18 protein-coding genes and 1 riboswitch are annotated in these 16,573 nt (G+C 71.6%); of the genes, 15 read left to right on the top strand and 3 right to left on the bottom strand.

Annotated features, from left to right (window positions below):
* Positions 1 to 42 precede the first annotated feature (42 nt).
* From rpe to ABD830_RS05245, 12 genes are all read left to right on the top strand, one after another.
* On the top strand, positions 43 to 705 hold the full coding sequence (gene rpe / locus ABD830_RS05300; protein ID WP_344985216.1) for a ribulose-phosphate 3-epimerase: 663 nt from the start codon (positions 43 to 45) through the stop codon (positions 703 to 705).
* A 30-nt stretch (positions 706 to 735) separates the two neighbouring features.
* Positions 736 to 1,545, top strand: coding sequence for an oxygenase MpaB family protein (locus ABD830_RS05295; RefSeq protein ID WP_344985215.1), 810 nt, complete (start codon positions 736 to 738; stop codon positions 1,543 to 1,545).
* 80 nt (positions 1,546 to 1,625) lie between these two features.
* A riboswitch (FMN riboswitch) is annotated at positions 1,626 to 1,756 on the top strand.
* 109 nt (positions 1,757 to 1,865) lie between these two features.
* Positions 1,866 to 3,509: a bifunctional diaminohydroxyphosphoribosylaminopyrimidine deaminase/5-amino-6-(5-phosphoribosylamino)uracil reductase RibD gene (gene ribD, locus ABD830_RS05290; RefSeq protein ID WP_344985214.1), complete on the top strand. Its 1,644-nt coding sequence runs from the start codon at positions 1,866 to 1,868 to the stop codon at positions 3,507 to 3,509.
* Positions 3,490 to 4,080: a riboflavin synthase gene (locus tag ABD830_RS05285; protein ID WP_344985213.1), complete on the top strand. Its 591-nt coding sequence runs from the start codon at positions 3,490 to 3,492 to the stop codon at positions 4,078 to 4,080. The genes ribD and ABD830_RS05285 overlap by 20 nt, the downstream gene beginning before the upstream one ends.
* Positions 4,077 to 4,736, top strand: coding sequence for a nicotinamide mononucleotide transporter family protein (locus tag ABD830_RS05280; RefSeq protein WP_344985212.1), 660 nt, complete (start codon positions 4,077 to 4,079; stop codon positions 4,734 to 4,736). The genes ABD830_RS05285 and ABD830_RS05280 overlap by 4 nt, the downstream gene beginning before the upstream one ends.
* Positions 4,733 to 5,962 (top strand): bifunctional 3,4-dihydroxy-2-butanone-4-phosphate synthase/GTP cyclohydrolase II, encoded by a 1,230-nt coding sequence (locus tag ABD830_RS05275; protein WP_344985211.1) that lies wholly within the window; start codon positions 4,733 to 4,735, stop codon positions 5,960 to 5,962. Before ABD830_RS05280 ends, ABD830_RS05275 begins: the two co-directional genes overlap by 4 nt.
* Positions 5,959 to 6,426: a 6,7-dimethyl-8-ribityllumazine synthase gene (ribH, locus tag ABD830_RS05270; RefSeq protein WP_344985210.1), complete on the top strand. Its 468-nt coding sequence runs from the start codon at positions 5,959 to 5,961 to the stop codon at positions 6,424 to 6,426. Before ABD830_RS05275 ends, ribH begins: the two co-directional genes overlap by 4 nt.
* Before the next feature lie 19 nt (positions 6,427 to 6,445).
* Positions 6,446 to 6,898, top strand: coding sequence for a PH domain-containing protein (locus ABD830_RS05265; protein WP_344985208.1), 453 nt, complete (start codon positions 6,446 to 6,448; stop codon positions 6,896 to 6,898).
* Between the two features lie 56 nt (positions 6,899 to 6,954).
* Positions 6,955 to 7,821: an AAA family ATPase gene (locus tag ABD830_RS05260; protein ID WP_344985207.1), complete on the top strand. Its 867-nt coding sequence runs from the start codon at positions 6,955 to 6,957 to the stop codon at positions 7,819 to 7,821.
* A complete protein-coding gene (locus tag ABD830_RS05255) occupies positions 7,814 to 8,884 on the top strand; it encodes a vWA domain-containing protein (RefSeq protein ID WP_344985206.1) in 1,071 nt (356 codons plus the stop codon). Before ABD830_RS05260 ends, ABD830_RS05255 begins: the two co-directional genes overlap by 8 nt.
* Positions 8,877 to 9,971 (top strand): XdhC family protein, encoded by a 1,095-nt coding sequence (locus ABD830_RS05250; RefSeq protein WP_344985205.1) that lies wholly within the window; start codon positions 8,877 to 8,879, stop codon positions 9,969 to 9,971. Before ABD830_RS05255 ends, ABD830_RS05250 begins: the two co-directional genes overlap by 8 nt.
* Before the next feature lie 11 nt (positions 9,972 to 9,982).
* Positions 9,983 to 10,549 carry a nucleotidyltransferase family protein gene (locus ABD830_RS05245; RefSeq protein WP_344985204.1) on the top strand — a complete coding sequence of 189 codons (567 nt, stop codon included), beginning with the start codon at positions 9,983 to 9,985 and terminating at the stop codon, positions 10,547 to 10,549.
* Here ABD830_RS05245 and ABD830_RS05240 read toward each other — a convergent pair.
* Positions 10,535 to 11,422, bottom strand: coding sequence for an endonuclease/exonuclease/phosphatase family protein (locus ABD830_RS05240; protein WP_344985203.1), 888 nt, complete (start codon positions 11,420 to 11,422; stop codon positions 10,535 to 10,537). The genes ABD830_RS05245 and ABD830_RS05240 overlap by 15 nt on opposite strands.
* Before the next feature lie 94 nt (positions 11,423 to 11,516).
* On the opposite strand from ABD830_RS05240, the gene ABD830_RS05235 reads away from it, so the two are divergent.
* Positions 11,517 to 12,557 carry an LLM class F420-dependent oxidoreductase gene (locus tag ABD830_RS05235; RefSeq protein ID WP_344985202.1) on the top strand — a complete coding sequence of 347 codons (1,041 nt, stop codon included), beginning with the start codon at positions 11,517 to 11,519 and terminating at the stop codon, positions 12,555 to 12,557.
* Positions 12,558 to 12,785: 228 nt separating this feature from the next.
* Positions 12,786 to 14,069 (top strand): dicarboxylate/amino acid:cation symporter, encoded by a 1,284-nt coding sequence (locus tag ABD830_RS05230; protein ID WP_344985201.1) that lies wholly within the window; start codon positions 12,786 to 12,788, stop codon positions 14,067 to 14,069.
* A gap of 19 nt (positions 14,070 to 14,088) precedes the next feature.
* Here ABD830_RS05230 and ABD830_RS05225 read toward each other — a convergent pair whose 3' ends face one another.
* A complete protein-coding gene (locus ABD830_RS05225; protein WP_344985200.1) occupies positions 14,089 to 14,310 on the bottom strand; it encodes a helix-turn-helix domain-containing protein in 222 nt (73 codons plus the stop codon).
* On the bottom strand, positions 14,310 to 14,915 hold the full coding sequence (locus ABD830_RS05220) for a DUF2975 domain-containing protein (RefSeq protein WP_344985199.1): 606 nt from the start codon (positions 14,913 to 14,915) through the stop codon (positions 14,310 to 14,312). Before ABD830_RS05220 ends, ABD830_RS05225 begins: the two co-directional genes overlap by 1 nt.
* A 125-nt stretch (positions 14,916 to 15,040) precedes the next feature.
* Here ABD830_RS05220 and ABD830_RS05215 point away from each other — a divergent pair, with 125 nt between their 5' ends.
* Positions 15,041 to 16,573 carry a serine/threonine-protein kinase gene (locus tag ABD830_RS05215; protein WP_344985198.1) on the top strand — a complete coding sequence of 511 codons (1,533 nt, stop codon included), beginning with the start codon at positions 15,041 to 15,043 and terminating at the stop codon, positions 16,571 to 16,573.

Raw genomic sequence — 16,573 nt, 5'->3', positions numbered from 1 at the left:
CGCTTCTTCAGTGCGGTGCGTAGTCAATAGACTTGGGCAATCATGGCCGTACAGATCTCGCCCAGCATCCTCGCCGCCGACTTCGCCAGGCTCGCCGACGAGGCCGCCGCCGTGCCCAACGCCGACTGGCTGCACGTCGATGTCATGGACTACCACTTCGTGCCCAACCTCACCATCGGGCTGCCCGTGGTCGAGGCGCTGCGCAAGGCGACCTCGACACCCCTCGACTGTCATCTCATGATCGACGACCCCGACCGCTGGGCGCCGCAGTACGCGGAGGCGGGGGCCGGCAGCGTGACCATCCACGCCGAGGCGGCCAGGGGGCCCATCAGGACCCTGCGCGAGATCCGCGCGCTCGGCGCCCGGGCCGGTCTGGCGCTCAACCCGGCCACACCCGTGGAGCCGTACGAAGACCTGATGGGCGAGGTCGACATGCTCCTGCTGATGACCGTGGAGCCGGGCTTCGGCGGGCAGAAGTTCCTCGACGGGGTGCTGCCCAAGGTGCGTCGGGCCCGGGAGATGATCCAGCGGCACGGCGGAAGGGTCTGGCTGCAGGTGGACGGAGGAGTCGACGCCGGCACGATCGAGCGCTGCGCGGAGGCGGGCGCCGACGTGTTCGTGGCGGGCAGCGCCGTCTACGGGGCCTCCGATCCCGCCTCCGCCGTCGACGCCCTCCGCGCCGCAGCCGCTCGCAAAAACGCATAGATCGGTCGATCCCCGGGTAACCATTCACTTATGGGCGATCATGGGATCTTCGGTCCCCGCTCGGTGACGTGGCGGGTGATGGGCGAGCCGATCCTGCTGGTGGGGGGCATCAGGGCGCTGCTGATGCAGGGGCTGCATCCGAGGGCGATGCGCGGGGTGCTGCAGAACTCCGCGCTCATGGATCCGCAGGAGGCCTGGTCGCGGTTCGTGCGGACCACGGAGTTCGTGCGCGTCCGTACGTACGGGACCAATGCCGAGGTCGAACGGGCGGGACGGCGCGTGCGCAAGATCCATGCCAAGCTGAGCGCCTACGACCCCGACACCGGCACCACCTTCCACCTGGACGACCCCGACGCGCTGCGCTGGGTGCACGTCGGCGAGGTCGACTCCTACCTGTCGGTCGCCCGTCGCGCCGGGGTGCGGCTGACGGACGCCGAGGCGGACGCGTTCGTCGCGGAGTGGCGGCGGGCCGCCGAGGTGGTGGGGCTGAAGGCCGGGGACGTTCCCGGGTCGGTGGCCGAGCTGCACGACTACATCGAGGCCGCGCGGCCGGGGCTGCGGTTCGTGCCCGAGGCGGCCCATCCGCTCCGCCTGTCGCTCAACGCCCCGCTGCCGCGCAAACTGACGCCGCTCAAGCCCGCGCTGCCCGCGCTGACGTTCCTCGCCTTCGCCACGCTGCCGCGCTGGGCCAGGCGCCTGTACGGGCTGCCCGCCACGCCGGTCGGCGACCTGTGGGCCACGGCCACGCTGCGTACGTTGCACACCGGGATCGGGCTGGTCCCCGGCGACGTTCTCTACAGCCCGGCGGCGCGGCGGGCGCGCCGGCTCATGGCTGCCTGAAACTAGCGCTTGTTCAGTAGGGGGCTAGGGGTGGTCGCGCGCGACATTTGGGGCATGGCACACTGGTAGCGAAAGAGAGCTAGCGTGCTCCGGGGTCGGTGAAATTCCGAACCGGCGGTTATAGTCCGCGACCCGGCCGATGCCATCGGCCGGTTGACCCGGTGAAATTCCGGGACCGACGGTTAAAGTCCGGATGGGAGGAAGCGCGCGAGGTGTCCGGCGTCCCAGCCGGGCGCTTGCCGTGGTGCACATGCGCATCACGGTAGAAAATCCCCCGGGGCCCGCCGTGGCTTGTAGCTACTGGCGAGTAGGAGACCCGGGTGGAGATCCCCCCGCAGGACGCCGCGCACATGGCGCGCGCCGTCGAGCTGGCCGCGCGCGGACACGGCACCACCAGCCCCAATCCGGTCGTGGGCTGCGTCGTGCTCGACTCCGCGGGCTTGGTCGTGGGCGAGGGGTTCCACGCGTACGCGGGCGGGCCGCATGCCGAGGTCGTCGCGCTGGCGCAGGCGGGGGAGCGGGCGCGCGGCGGCACCGCGTACGTGACGCTCGAGCCCTGCGACCACACCGGACGGACGGGGCCGTGCAGCCGGGCGCTGCTGTCGGCCGGGGTCGCGCGGGTGGTGATCGCGGTGGCCGACCCCAACCCGAAGGCCGCCGGCGGGGCGGCGCGGCTGCGGGCGCACGGGGTCTCCGTGACGACCGGGGTGCTGGCCGCCGAGGCCTCGCTGGTGAACGAGGAGTGGCTGACGTACGCGCGGCTCGGACGGTCGCATGTGACGTGGAAGTTCGCGGCGACGCTGGACGGGCGGTCGGCGGCCGCGGACGGGACCAGCAAATGGATCACCTCGCCGGAGGCCAGGGCGGACGTGCACCGGCTGCGGGCCGCCTCGGACGCGGTCGTCGCCGGCATCGGCACCGTCCTCGCCGACGACCCCCACCTCACCGCCCGCCCCCAGGCCGCCGCCGCTCTCCCCACCGCTCTCCCGGTCTCGTCGGCCCACGCCGGGCATGGCGCTCGCCGCGCACCGGAGGGGCAGCCCGAGGAGGGCGGCGAGCGCGGATCGGAGGGGCGTGGGGACGGCGATGCTGGGCGCGGGCTGGAGGTCCGTGGGGAAGGTGGCGCTGGGCGCGGGCCGGAGGGGCGTGGGGACGGCGATGCTGGGCGCGGATCGGAGGGCCGTGGGGACGGCGGCGCCGGGCGCGACGCGGAGGGGCCCGTCGGTGACGGCACCGGTGCTCCGGCTGTGGCGGGCCGTCTCGGTGGGAGCGCTGTCGGCGGTGAGCAGGATCACCTTGCACGAGGCGGCCGGGAGACGGGCGTTGGCGATGGCGTGCTTGCTCCGGCCGAGCGCGGCGCCGGTGACGGTCAAGGCGTGGTCGGCGCGGAGGGGTACCAGAGCGCCGGGGGCCACGCTGGGCCGCTCGGGGAAGGTGGCGGCGTCGCCGGGTCGGGTGACGGAAGCGGGACGGCCCTTGGAGGGCGGAAGGCGAACGGGCGGGGGCCGTTGCGGGTCGTGGTCGACACGCGGGCCCGCACGCCGCGCGACGCCAGGGTGCTCGACGACAGCGCCCCCACGCTCGTCGCCGTCGCCGAGGACGCCGTCGCCGACCTCAAGGCCGACCTCCTCCGCCTCCCCCGCGACGGCCGCGGCCTCGACCTGGACGCACTCCTGAAGGAGCTGGCGGCGCGCGAGATCGTGAGCGTGTTCCTGGAGGGCGGCCCCACGCTGGCAGGTGAGTTCCTCAGGCGAGGCCTGGTCGACCGCGTGGTCGCGTACGTCGCGCCCGCGTTGCTGGGCTCCGGGCGGGCCGCGCTGGGCGCCGCCGGGGTGGGCACGATCGGCGAGATCCACCGCCTGACATTTGACGAAATTTCCCTTATTGGGCCGGATGTACGGCTAATTGCCCGGCCCGCAGCCCCCAACCAGGCAGGGAGTAGTGATGTTCACCGGAATCATTGAGGAAAAGGGCGAGGTAGTCGCCATCGACCAGGTGGGCGGCGGGGCCGTGCTGTCGGTACGCGGCCCGGTCGTGACCTCCGATGCCAAGCACGGCGACTCGATCGCGGTCAACGGCGTGTGCCTCACGGTCGTGGAGGCCAAGGACGACGTGTTCACCGTGGACGTGATGAGGGAGTCCCTCGACCGCAGCTCACTCGGCGGCCTCGTCCACGGCTCCCCCGTGAACCTGGAGCGCGCCGTACGCGCCGACCAGCGCCTCGGCGGCCACATCGTGCAGGGCCACGTGGACGGCACCGCCGTGCTGCTCTCCCGGGACCCGGGCGAGCGATGGGACGACGTGCGCTTCTCGCTCCCCGAGGCGCTCGCCCCGTACGTCGCGGAGAAGGGCTCGATCGCGATCGACGGAATCAGCCTGACGGTGACGACGGTTGACGACGAAAGCTTCGGTGTGAGCCTCATCCCCACGACGCTCCAGCTCACCACGATGGGCGACCGCAAGGTCGGCGACGTGGTGAACATCGAGGTCGACGTGATCGCGAAGTATGTGGAAAGGCTGGTGGTCAGGCAATGAACTGGGCCGACGCTGGATTCGAGGTATTCGGCACCCATGTGCTGTGGACCGACCTGATCGGCAACATCGCCGCGCTGTCGACGGTCCTGCTCGCGATGCGCAAGTCGATGTGGACCTGGCCGGTGCAGTTCGCCGGATCGGTGCTGCTGTTCATCGCCTCGATCAACGCGCACATCACCGGCAACGCGCTCAAGCAGGCCCTGTTCGCCGGCCTGGCGGTCTACGGCTGGTGGGCGTGGCGGCGCGGCACGCAGGACGGTAAGCAACTCGCCGTCCGCCCCGCCCAGTGGTGGGAGCGCTCGCTGCTGATCGGCGTCATGCTGCTGGGCACGGCCGTGGTCGGGCTGCTGTTCTTCGTCACCGGCCTGTCGTGGGGCGCGCAGGTGCCGCTGCCCAAGGGCGCCTTCCTGGTGGCCGCCGACGCCTACATCTTCGTGGGCAGCGCGATGGCCACCTGGGCGCAGGGCAGGGCGCTGGTGGACTTCTGGGTGGTGTGGGTGGCCGTCGACCTGGTGGGCGTGCCGCTGGCGTTCAGCTCGGGGCTGGTGGTCTCCGGCTGGGTGTACGGGATCTTCTTCGTGCTGGTCGTCGTCGGGTTCGTGAAGTGGCTGCGTGAATACCGCACCGCCGAGCTCAGCGTGGCGGTGGCGCAATGAGCGACATCAGGCTGGACCCGATCGAGCGGGCCATCGAGGACATCCGCGACGGCAAGGCGGTCGTGGTCGTCGACGACGAGAGCAGGGAGAACGAAGGCGACCTGATCTTCGCCGCGGCCAAGGCCACGCCCGACCTGTGCACGTTCACGATCAGGCACACGAGCGGGATGATCTGCGTGGCCATGGACGGCAAGGAGCTCGACCGGCTCGGGCTGCCGCTCATGGTCTTCCAGAACAAGGAACGCATGCGCACGGCGTACACGATCACCGTGGACGCCCGCGACGGCGTCACCACGGGCATCTCGGCGGCCGACCGCGCCAGGACCATCCGCACGCTCGCCGACTCCGCCACCGAGCCCACCGAGCTGGTCCGCCCGGGCCACATCTTCCCGCTGCGCTACCAGGAGGGCGGCGTGCTGGCCAGGCGCGGCCACACCGAGGCGGCCGTCGACCTGGCCAGGCTGGCCGGGCTGTCGGCCGCGGGCGCGCTGGCCGAGGTGGTCAACGACGACGGCACCATGGCCAGGCTGCCCGAGCTGCGCCGCTTCTGCGACGAGCACGACCTGGCCCTGGTCTCCATCGAGCAGCTCGTCGACTACCGCCGCCGGGCCGAGAGCATGGTGACGAGGGTGGCCGAGACGCGGCTGCCGAACGCCCACGGGATGTGGCGGGCGTACGGCTACGCCAGCGCGCTCGACGGCGGCGAGCACATCGCGCTCGTCTACGGCGACCTGGAAGACGGCGAGAACATCCTGGTCAGAGCCCACTCCGAATGCCTGACCGGCGACGTGTTCGGCTCGCTGCGCTGCGACTGCGGGGTGCAGCTGAGCCACGCCATGGCGGCCATCGCGGAGGAGGGCCGGGGCGTGGTCGTCTACCTGCGCGGCCACGAGGGCAGGGGCATCGGCCTGCTGGCCAAGCTCAAGGCGTACAGCCTCCAGGACAACGGCAGCGACACCGTCGACGCCAACGTCGAGCTGGGGCTGCCGGTGGACGCGCGGGAGTTCTCGAACGCGGGCCAGATGCTCGCCGACCTCGGCGTCAAGTCGGTGCGGCTGCTCACCAACAACCCGGCCAAGCTCAAGGGCATGGACGGGTACGGCATCAAGGTCCTCGGCCGCGAGCCCATGCCCGTGGCCATGAACCCGCACAACGAGCGGTACCTCAAGGCCAAGCGCGACCGCCTCGGCCACGATATTTCAGGGCACATCTCGGAGGCCTCATGAGCGGAGAAGGACGGCCGGGCGTCGCGGCGCCCGACGCCTCGGGGCTGAGCGTCGGGGTGGTGGCGGCCAGCTGGCACGCCAAGATCACCGACCAGCTCGTGGCGCGGGCCGTGCAGGCCTGCGCCGACAGCGGCGCCACGGCGACCGTGGTGCGGGTGCCGGGGTCGCTGGAGATCCCGGTGGTCGCCCAGGCGCTGGCCCGCCGCTGCGACGCGGTGGTGGCGCTGGGAGCGGTCATCAGGGGCGAGACCGCCCATTTCGACTACGTCTGCGACTCGGTGACCGCGGGCCTGACCCGGATCTCGCTGGACGAGGAGACACCGGTCGGCAACGGCGTCCTCACGGTCGAGAACCTGGACCAGGCCCTCGACCGTTCGGGACTGCCCGGGAGTAAGGAGGACAAGGGGTACGAGTCGACCATCGCCGCGCTCGAGACCGCCCTCCTGCTGAGGGACCTCCCTTGAGCTGAGATAGGTTTCCCTCGTGCCTGAGCCCGTGTCTCCACCGCCCCTGCCCGTCATCTGGCGGCCCCGCCGCCCGCGGTTCGTCGCGTACGGCTTCGCCGCACTGATCGTGCTCGGGGCGGTGATCATGGCGGTCTTCATCGCGGAGCCGTTCAAGCTGCCCGACCGGATCGGGATCGTGCTGTTCGGCTGTGCGGTGGCGTTCGTGCTGCACCTGCTGGGCCGGGTGCGGGTGGAGGCGGACGACGAGGGCGTCACGATCGTCAACGCCGTCCGCACCCACCGCTACACGTGGCCGGAGATCCTGGAGGTCACGCTGCTGGTGGGCGACCCCTGGCCGCGCATCGACTTCTCGGACGGGCGCACCATCGGGGCGATGGGCATCCAGGGCTCGGAGAAGCACCGCGCCCGCAGGGCCACGGCCGAGCTGGAGGCCCTGATCCGGGAGCGCGCGGAAGCCCGCGAAGATTAGGCGGGTCCTGCGCGAGAACGTAGGCTGAAGGGGTGCTGCGGCCGACAATCAGGGCAATGGACATCGAGTCGCCGGACAAGCTCATCGAGCTGCTCGACCGGCACGCCTACCTGGCCGACGAGGGGCTGGCCACGGCCGTCTTCCTGGCGCTGAAGATGGGCCGCCCGCTCTTCCTCGAAGGCGAGGCGGGGGTCGGCAAGACGGAGCTGGCCAAGACGCTCGCCGCGCTCCTCGACGCGCCGCTCATCAGGCTCCAGTGCTATGAGGGGCTGGACGCGGCCCAGGCCCTGTACGACTGGGACTTCGCCCGCCAGCTCCTCCACCTCAAAGCCGCCGAGGCCGCAGGCATCACCGACGTGAGCCGGCTGGAGGGCGAGATCTACGATCGCAGGTTCCTGATCGCGCGCCCCCTGCTGAAGGCCGTCGAGACGCAGCCGAGCGTGCTGCTGGTGGACGAGATCGACCGGGCCGACGACGAGTTCGAGGCGTTCCTGCTCGAGGTGCTCTCCGACTTCACGATCTCGATCCCCGAGCTGGGCACGGTCAGAGCCACGACGCCGCCCGTGGTCGTGGTGACCTCCAACAGGACGCGCGAGGTGCACGACGCGCTCAAGCGGCGCTGCCTCTACCACTGGCTGGAGCACCCGAGCTTCGACCGCGAGGTCGCCATCCTGCTGCGGCGGCTGCCCGACTGCACCGAGACGCTGGCCGCGCAGGTGGCGCGGGCGGCCGCGCGGCTGCGGCAGGCGGACCTGGTCAAGCCGCCCGGCGTGGCCGAGACGCTCGACTGGACCGAGGCGCTGCTGACGCTGGGCGCCAAGGAGCTCGATCCGGGGCTGGCCGCGGCCACGCTGGGTGCGGCGCTGAAGTACCGCGAGGACGTCGCGAGCGTGCTCGGCAACGGGCTGCTCTCCCATGGATGAGCTGGTCGCCACCGTGACCGGGTTCGCCAGGACGCTCCGGGCGGCCGGGGTCGGGGCCGATCACGAGCGGACGGGGAACATGCTCAGAGCGCTCGACCACCTCGACGTGGCCGACCGGGGCGAGGTCTACTGGGCCGGGCGGCTCACCCTCTGCGCCACGCCCGACGACCTGCCCAGGTACGACCGGTGCTTCGCCGCGTACTTCGGCGGCCGGAAGGCGGCGCTCGCCCGTACGGGCACGACCAGCGTCACCAGGCACCTGGCGGCCGAGCCGGAAGGGGAGGGCGGGGACGACGCGACGGCGGCGCCCGCGACGGCGAGCCGGGCCGAGGTGCTGCGGCACCGCGACGTGGCCCGGCTGACCGAGGCCGAGCGGGCCGAGGTGCACAGGATGCTGGCCATGCTGAGGACCGCGCGGGCCCGGCGGCTCTCGCGCCGCTTCGAGGGCGCGCGCCGGGGCGTGCTCGACCCGCGCCGCACCATCCGCGACGCGCTCAGGAAGGGCGACGTCGCCAGGCTCCGGCGCAAGCGGCACACCACCCGCCCGCGCACGGTCGTGCTGTTCGTGGACGTCAGCGGTTCGATGGCCCCGTACGCCGAGACCCTGTTGCGCTTCGCCCACGCGCTGGTCAGGAGCGAGCCCAGGGCCACCAGGGTCTACTCGGTCGGCACCCGGCTCACCCCGATCACCGCCGAGCTGCGCCACCGGGACCCCGGCACCGCGCTGAACGAGGTCTCCAAGGCCATCCCCGACTGGAGCGGCGGGACCCGGCTGGGGGAGGAACTCAGGGAATACCTGTCCCGTTACAGTGCGAGAGGAGCGATAGCCGTGATCGCCTCGGACGGCTGGGAACGCGGCGATCCGGCGCTGCTGGGAGCGCAGATGGCCAGGCTGGCCAGGCAGGCGTACCGGGTGATCTGGGTCAACCCGCACAAGGGGTATGAGGACTACCAGCCGCTCACCGGTGGCATGCGCGCCGCCCTCCCGCACATCGACGACCTGGTGGCCGGGCACAGCCTGGCCGCCTTCGAGCAACTCGGCGAAAGGCTGGCCCATGCGTGACGTGCTGCCGGAGATCATGAAGTGGTGGCGGTCCGGTCTCCGGTTCGGGCTGGCGACCGTGGTGAGCACGTTCAGCAGCGCGCCCAGGCCGCCGGGCGCGGCCATGGCGGTCCGCGGCGACGAGGTGGTCGGCAGCGTGTCCGGCGGCTGCGTCGAGGGCGCCGTGTTCGAGCTGGCCGCCGAGATCGACCGGCCCGTCCTGCAGCGGTACGGCGTGAGCGACGACGACGCGTTCGCCGTCGGGCTCACCTGCGGCGGCATCATCGACATCCTCGTCGAGCCCGTCTCGATCGAGACGTTCCCCGAGCTGGGGGAGATCTCGGCGGCCGTGGAGGCGCATCAGCCGGTCGCCGTGGCCACCGTCCTCTCCGGCCCCGGGCAGATCGGCGCCCGCCGGGTCGTCTGGCCGGACCGCTCCTCCGGCACCCTCGGCCTCGAGCGCCTCGACGAGGCCGTGGACGACGACGCGCGCGGGATGCTCGCCCAGGGGGTGACCGGCATCAGGCGCTACGGCGGCCAGGGCGAGCGGCGGCTGGACGACCTGGCGGTGTTCGTCCAGTCGTTCGCGCCGCCGCCGCGCATGCTGGTCTTCGGGGCCATCGACTTCGCGGCGGCCGTGGCCAAGGTGGGCAAGTTCCTCGGTTATCACGTGACGGTCTGCGACGCCCGCCCGGTCTTCGCCACTCCCAAGCGCTTCCCCGACGCCGACGAGGTCGTGGTCAAGTGGCCTCACGACTACCTGTCGTCGGTGCAGGTGGACGAGCGTACGGTGATCTGCGTGCTCACCCACGACCCCAAGTTCGACGTGCCGCTGCTGGAGGTGGCGCTGCGGACCGAGGCCGGGTACGTGGGCGCGATGGGCTCGCGCCGCACCCACGACGACCGGCTCGCCCGGCTGCGCGAGTGCGGGCTCACCGAAGCCGAGCTGGCCGGGCTGCGCTCGCCGATCGGGCTCGATCTCGGCGCGCGCACCCCGGAGGAGACCGCCGTGTCGATCGCCGCCGAGCTGATCCAGCTCCGCTGGGGCGGCTCCGGGCGCCCGCTGTCCAGCACGCAGGGGCGCATCCACCACGAGGCGGCCCTGTGAAGAGCGGCCCGATGAAGAGTGGCAGGGTGGCGGGGCTGCTGCTGGCCGCGGGCCAGGGCGCTCGGCTGGGCACGCCCAAGGCGCTGGTCGAGTACGCGGGCGAGCGGCTGGTCGACCGGGGCGTGCGGCTGCTGGAGGAGGGCGGCTGCCACCCCGTCGTGGTCGTGCTCGGCGCGGCCACCGTGCAGGTGCGCGGCGCGGTGACCGTGCGCAACAGCGACTGGGCCTCCGGCATGGGCTCGTCCCTGCGGGTCGGGCTCGCCGCGCTGCCGGAGGAGGCGGAGTCCGTGGTGGTCGCCCTCGTGGACCAGCCGCTCATCCGCCCGGGCGCGGTACGCGCCCTGATCGGTTCGGGCGCCGGCCTGGCGGTCGCCACCTATGGAGGCAGGCGCAGGAACCCGGTGCTGATCGCCCGCGAGCACTTCGCCGGGGTGGCGGAGCTGGCCGTCGGGGACGTCGGGGCCAGGCCGTTCATGAAGGCCCACCCCGAGCTGGTCACCGAGGTGCCGTGCGACGAGCACGGAGACCCGGCCGACATCGACACGCCGGGAGACCTGAGGCTGCTAGAGCCGCAGTGAGGCGATGGCGGCCCGGTGGTCGCTGCCGGTGGCCGGGGCGACGCCCGCCTTGGTCGCCGTCATGCCCTTGAACAGGATGTGGTCAGGCCGCGTGACCGGGAACTCCGACGGCCAGGTGAACCCGAACCCGTCGCCCGCCGCGGTCTGCGCGTCGGTCAGCGGCGGCGTCAGCCCCCGCATGCCCCGGTCGGTGGTGGCCGTGTTGAGGTCGCCGAGCAGCAGGATGCGCTTGCTGGGGTCGGCGTCGATGAGCTCGCGCGCGTGCGCGAGCGAGGCGTCGCGCGAGGTGGTGGCACCCGGCCGGGCCGAGGCCAGGTGCATGACGTAGACGGTCACCTTGCCCTTGGGGGTGGTGACCACCGCGCGCAAGGCCCGGGGCCAGCCCAGGCCGACGTCGAGCGGCTTGGTGTCGCTGATCGGATAGCGGCTCCACAGGCCGACCGTGCTGACCGGGTAGTGGTACTTGAACATCTTGTTGAGCTGCTTGGCCGCCGGCCCGCCGCTGGTCAGCTCCTGGGCGGCCAGCAGGTCGAGATCCTTGGCGATCATGCGCACGGCCTCGCCGGAGGCGTTGTTGGTCACGCCCACGTTGACCGTGCCGACGGCCAGGTCGCTCGGGCCGCCCGGCGGCGTGCGGAAGAGCGTGGAGCCGAACATCACCGCCCACACCACCCCCGGCACCAGCGCCGTGAGGGCGGCGGCCCTGGAACGTGCCACTGCGGCCGCCATGAGCAGCAGCGGAACGGTCAGCCCCAGCCAGGGCAGCAGGCTCTCCATGACGGGCGTGAACCCGCCGAGTGCCGGGATCAGCTGATGTCCCGCCAGGGCCACGGTGACCACGGCGCTCACGACGATGACGAGCCGACTCAGCACCTGATCCAGGCTAGTGGCTGACCGCCCGGCATGCCGACGCGATAGCCTTGTCGCGTCGCAACGGAATATCATTCGGTTTCAGTGGGAGCCCGGCATGCGCATCGGAATGGCACTCAAGTACTCGGGCGGCTTCAAGGAGGCGGTGGCCGAGCTGGCCGACTACGAGAAGGCCGGGCTGGACATCGTGTTCGTGGCGGAGGCGTACTCGTTCGACGCCGTCAGCCAGATGGGCTACATCGCGGCCAGGACCGAGCGGCTGGAGATCGCCTCGGGCATCCTGCCGATCTACTCCCGCACGCCGACGCTGCTGGCCATGACGGCCGCGGGCATGGACTACGTCTCCGACGGGCGTTTCACGCTCGGCATCGGCGCGTCCGGGCCGCAGGTGATCGAGGGGTTCCACGGAGTGCCGTACGCCGCGCCGCTCGGGCGTACCAGGGAGATCATCGAGATCTGCCGCAAGGTGTGGCGGCGCGAGCGCCTGGAGCACGACGGCCGGCACTACACGCTGCCGCTCCCGCCCGAGCAGGGGACGGGCCTGGGCAAGCCGCTCAAGCTCATCAACCATCCGGTACGGCCCCGCATCCCGATCGTGGTCGCCGCCATCGGCCCCAAGAACGTCGAGCTGACCGCCGAGCTCGCCGAGGGCTGGGAGCCGATCTTCTACGTCCCCGAGAAGGCCGCCGACGTGTGGGGCCCGTCGCTGGCCGCCGGCAAGGCCAGGCGCGATCCGGAGCTGGGCGAGCTGGATGTGATCGCGCAGGCGTTCCTGGCGATCGGCGACGACGTGGCCGGGCTGCTGGAGTTCGGCCGGCCGATGGCGGCCCTCTACATCGGCGGCATGGGTGCCAAGGGCAGGAACTTCTACAACGACCTGGCCCGGCGCTACGGCTACGAGAAGGAGGCCGAGCAGATCCAGGACCTCTACCTCGAGGGCAAGAAGGACGAGGCGGCCGCCCTGGTGCCCGGCGAGCTGCTGGAGAAGATGTCGCTGATCGGCAGCGAGGGGTTCGTGCGCGACCGCGTGCAGGCACTCAAGGAGTCGGGGGTGACCACGCTCAACGTGACCCCGCTCGGCAGGACGCACGAGGACCGGGTGCGGCTGATCGAGACGATCAAGGAAATTGTGAGGTAAGTCTACTTCGTTTATGGGGAATATCTCCGGTCATGTGGGTGTTGCAGCGGCTCGTGAGGTTCTCTCTGGTGTCCGTCTGGCTGGTCGAGCGGCTGCACGTTGACCTGTGCCGGCTGCGCGGATCTCTCTGTCGCTGACCGACACGCCCACGATCGTCCCCCCTCCCTCTGGTATGCCCTGCACTGTGCTTGCCGCCGCATGCCGTGATTCACCCGGAGTTCCCCACCCATGAAGAGATTCTCCTTCTCCCTGCAGTTGCTGGTCGGCCTCGTGGCCGGCATCGCGCTGGGCTTCGTCGCCAAGATCTGGGACGTGGCCTGGCTCGCCGAGACGCTGACCAAGGCCGGTCAGATCTTCGTCCAGCTGCTCAAGCTGGCCGTCCCGCCCCTCGTCTTCACCGCCGTGCTGGTCAGCGTGGCCAACCTGCGCAACGTCAACGGCGCGGCCAGGCTCGCGACCAAGACGCTGATGTGGTTCCTCATCACCGCGTTCGTCTCCGTGGCGTTCGCGATCGGGCTCGGCCTGGTGATCAACCCCGGCCAGGGCGTCACCCTCGACACCGGCGCGGCCAAGGCCGTGGACACCGAGGGCGCGGGCACCTGGCTCGACTTCGTCACCGGCATCCTCCCCACGAACATCGTCACGTCCTTCACCGAGGTGAACGTCCTCCAGATCGTCTTCCTGGGCATCGTGCTCGGCGCGGCGGCCCTGGCGATCGGTGACAAGGCCGAGCCGTTCCTGAACCTCTCCCGTTCCGTCCTGGAGCTGGTCCAGAAGGCGTTGTGGTGGGTCATCCGCCTCGCCCCCATCGGCACGGCGGGCCTGATCGGCAAGGCCGTGTCCACGTACGGGTGGGAGCTGCTGGCGCCGCTGGCCAAGCTCAGCCTCGGTGTGTACGCCGGCTGCCTCATCGTGCTGCTGGCCGTCTACCCGACGCTGCTGGCGGTGTGGGGCAAGGTCAACCCCGTCCAGTTCTTCCGCAACGCCTGGCCCGCGATCGAGCTGGCGTTCGTCTCCCGCTCCTCGGTCGGCACCCTGCCGCTGACGCAGCGGGTCACCATCGAGCGCAACGGCGTGGACCGCGACTACGCCTCCTTCGCCGTGCCGTTCGGCGCCACCACCAAGATGGACGGGTGCGCCTCCGTCTACCCGGCGCTGGCCGCGATCTTCGTGGCCCAGGTGTTCGGCGTCCACCTCGGGGTGGGCGACTACCTGCTGATCGCGTTCGTGTCGGTGGTCGGCGCGGCCGCCACGGCCGGTCTGACGGGCGCGATCGTCATGCTGACGCTCACGCTCAGCACGCTCGGGCTGCCCCTGGAGGGCGTCGGCCTGCTCCTGGCCATCGACCCGATCCTGGACATGATCCGCACCGCCACCAACGTCACCGGGCAGATGGTGGTGCCCGTCCTGGTGGCCCGCTCGGAGGGCCGCCTGGACGAGGCCGTCTTCAACGCGCCGCCCTCGCCGCTCGACAGCGCTCCTTCGGGGGCCGCGCAGCCCGCGGCGGCCTGATCGCCGCCGGGCGGCCTGCTCACTCGCCTGACTGCTCGTACGTGAGCAGGTCGCCCGGCTGGCAGTCGAGCGCGTCGCACAGACGGCTCAGCGTGGAGAACCGGATCGCCTTGGCGTGGCCGTTCTTCAGGATCGACAGGTTGACCACGGTGATCTCCACGCGGTGCGACAGCTCGGTGAGCGTCATGCCCCGCTCCTGAAGCAGCTCGTCGAGCCGGACCCTGATGACGCGCTCACCCATCAGATGGTGGCCTCGACCTCTTCGAGCAGGGTCAGACCCCGCCGTACGATCTCCGACACGCCCAGAGCGGCGAACCCGGCCACGACGCTCCCGAGCAGCGCGCTCGACGGCAGGTAGAAGGGGTGGCTCTCGGTCAGCAGCATGGAGGAGAGTATGGCCTCCGCGATCATCCCGAGCACGGCCGACACGGCCGAACCCGCGATCAGGATCCAGCCCAGCCGGCGCAGATGCCCGGCCGTGACGGCGGAGAACAGCGCCCGGTCGCCCGACCTCGCCCTGTGCAGCGCGCGTACGAGCGTGAGCAGACAGAGCAGCCACGTCGCCGTGCCGGGACCCCACAGCAGCAGGTAGAGCAGGGCGGCGAGCGGTGCGGCGCCCTCCGGGCGGACCACCACCTCGGCGGTCGCGTCGCCGACTGTGGCGCCGGCCGCCGCCATTCCCTCGACCGGCACGTCGAACAGGCGCAGCGGGATGCCCACCCCCACCGGCGTGCCGAAGAAGGCCATCCCGGCGGTCATGGCGAGGCCGGCCAGGGCGGCCAGGCAGCCCAGGACGAGCCCGATGCTCAGCAGGATCTCGAGTCGGATCAGCCATCGTGTTGTCATAACGATAATCGTAAATAACGAAATTCGTTATGTCGAGCCGTGATGCGGACGGATGAGGGGGCGGCGGGGGCCGTGGGGCCCTATGGTTGGTCGAAAATCCTGATGTTCGAGTAATTGGCGGGGATATGTCCGACTCGACGGAGCGCGCGCCGTCCTTGGTCGCTGATCGTTACCGGCTTGACGAGCGCATCGGCAGCGGGCCGATGGGCGAAGTGTGGCGGGGGTACGACACGCGGGCCGACTGGGTCGTGGCCGTGAAGGTGCTCGGCGCCAGGGTGGCGGGGGCCGCCACGCGTGAGGTGCTCAGGCAGCACGCCCAGGCCGTGGCCAGGGTGATCCACCCGAACGTGGCCATGGTGCTGGACGTCGGCGAGCACGAGGGCGCGCCGTTCCTGGTGATGGAGTTCCTCACGGGGCTCAGCCTGGGCGAGGAGCTGGCCGCGCGGGGTCCCCTGGGGATCGTCGAGGTGTGCGACCTGATCGGGCAGGCGGCCGCCGGGCTCGACGCCGCGCACCGGGCGGGGGTCGTGCACGGCCAGGTCGGCCCGGACAGCTTCCGGTCGGCCGGGAGCGGGGTGCTCAAGGTCGTCGGGTTCGGGATGGACGACCGGGTGCCGCCGTCCAGCCGGTACGTGGCGCCCGAGCGGGTCGCGGGGCAGGAGGCCACGGCTTCCGGCGACCTGTACGCCCTCGGATGTGTCTGCTACGAGCTGCTCTGTGGCCGTCCGCCCTTCGGTGACGCGGCCGACGATGACGGCGGGCCCGGTTCCGGCGGGGGCGAGGCTGAGCCCGCGCCGCCCAGTGCGTTCAGGGCCGAGGTGCCGGCGGAGCTGGACCGGCTCGTGCTGGCCATGATCGCCGAGGAGCCCGCCAAGCGGCCCGCCAGCGGCGAGGCGATCAGGCGCGCCCTGGCGGGCATCGCCCGGCCCCGCGCCCACCCGGCCGCACCGGCCATGCCCGTGACCGGCGCCTCCCTGCGCGACGGCGGCCTGCCGCCGAACGAGCAGGGGGCCACCGAGGTCTTCCAGACCGTGGGGCAGAGCGGCGGGCCTCGGGCCGGTGACACCGCCGTCTACCAGGCGGGCGAGCTCGAACCCGGGCCAGGCTCCAACCGCAAGCTCCTCCTCCAGCTCGGCGCCGCCGTGGCGATCATCGCGGTGGTCACCGTGGTCATGGTGATCTGGGCGGGCTCGCGGAAGGAGGAGCCGGTCGCCGTGCCCACCCCGACTGTCGCGCCCTCCACGTTCACGCCGCCCACCGAGACCGAGACGCCCATCGAGACGCCCACCTCCGACCTGTCGCCCGGCCTCGTGGCCACCCTGGTGCCCGAGCCGACCTCCCTGCAGGAGACGGCCGCTCCCAAGGCCACCCTGGGCGACGCGATCCCGAGGGGCGGGTGGGGCAAGTGGCTGTCGGAGTTCGACCAGGCGCTGATGTCCCAGCAGGCGATGGGCGGGATCAACCCCGAGGTCGCGGGCAAGGCCCGGGAGAAGATCAGGAAGGCGGCCAGGAAGTTCGCCGAGGGTAAAGTCGATCCGGGCATCGACCAGATCGCCCATGTCTACCACGACCTGGAGCGGGCTCAGCAGAAGGGCGACATGGAAAGGTCCGGGCCGGCGGCGGACGTCCTGCGGGACTGGCGGCTGCCCGGGACCTAG

This window comes from Nonomuraea helvata, assembly GCF_039535785.1.
In the GTDB taxonomy this organism is placed as follows: domain Bacteria; phylum Actinomycetota; class Actinomycetes; order Streptosporangiales; family Streptosporangiaceae; genus Nonomuraea; species Nonomuraea helvata.
Note: the sequence above shows the minus strand (reverse complement) of the source record. Positions and strands in the feature narration are given on the sequence as shown.

Bases quoted from the DNA above. Each gene is read 5' to 3' on its own strand.
- rpe (WP_344985216.1), top strand. From the start codon at position 43: ATGGCCGTACAGATCTCGCCCAGCATCCTCGCCGCCGACTTCGCCAGG.
- ABD830_RS05295 (WP_344985215.1), top strand. From the start codon at position 736: ATGGGCGATCATGGGATCTTCGGTCCCCGCTCGGTGACGTGGCGGGTG.
- ABD830_RS05285 (WP_344985213.1), top strand. From the start codon at position 3,490: ATGTTCACCGGAATCATTGAGGAAAAGGGCGAGGTAGTCGCCATCGAC.
- ABD830_RS05280 (WP_344985212.1), top strand. From the start codon at position 4,077: ATGAACTGGGCCGACGCTGGATTCGAGGTATTCGGCACCCATGTGCTG.
- ABD830_RS05275 (WP_344985211.1), top strand. From the start codon at position 4,733: ATGAGCGACATCAGGCTGGACCCGATCGAGCGGGCCATCGAGGACATC.
- ribH (WP_344985210.1), top strand. From the start codon at position 5,959: ATGAGCGGAGAAGGACGGCCGGGCGTCGCGGCGCCCGACGCCTCGGGG.
- ABD830_RS05260 (WP_344985207.1), top strand. From the start codon at position 6,955: ATGGACATCGAGTCGCCGGACAAGCTCATCGAGCTGCTCGACCGGCAC.
- ABD830_RS05255 (WP_344985206.1), top strand. From the start codon at position 7,814: ATGGATGAGCTGGTCGCCACCGTGACCGGGTTCGCCAGGACGCTCCGG.
- ABD830_RS05250 (WP_344985205.1), top strand. From the start codon at position 8,877: ATGCGTGACGTGCTGCCGGAGATCATGAAGTGGTGGCGGTCCGGTCTC.
- ABD830_RS05245 (WP_344985204.1), top strand. From the start codon at position 9,983: ATGAAGAGTGGCAGGGTGGCGGGGCTGCTGCTGGCCGCGGGCCAGGGC.
- ABD830_RS05235 (WP_344985202.1), top strand. From the start codon at position 11,517: ATGCGCATCGGAATGGCACTCAAGTACTCGGGCGGCTTCAAGGAGGCG.
- ABD830_RS05230 (WP_344985201.1), top strand. From the start codon at position 12,786: ATGAAGAGATTCTCCTTCTCCCTGCAGTTGCTGGTCGGCCTCGTGGCC.
- ABD830_RS05225 (WP_344985200.1), bottom strand. From the start codon at position 14,310: ATGGGTGAGCGCGTCATCAGGGTCCGGCTCGACGAGCTGCTTCAGGAG.
- ABD830_RS05220 (WP_344985199.1), bottom strand. From the start codon at position 14,915: ATGACAACACGATGGCTGATCCGACTCGAGATCCTGCTGAGCATCGGG.
- ABD830_RS05215 (WP_344985198.1), top strand. From the start codon at position 15,041: ATGTCCGACTCGACGGAGCGCGCGCCGTCCTTGGTCGCTGATCGTTAC.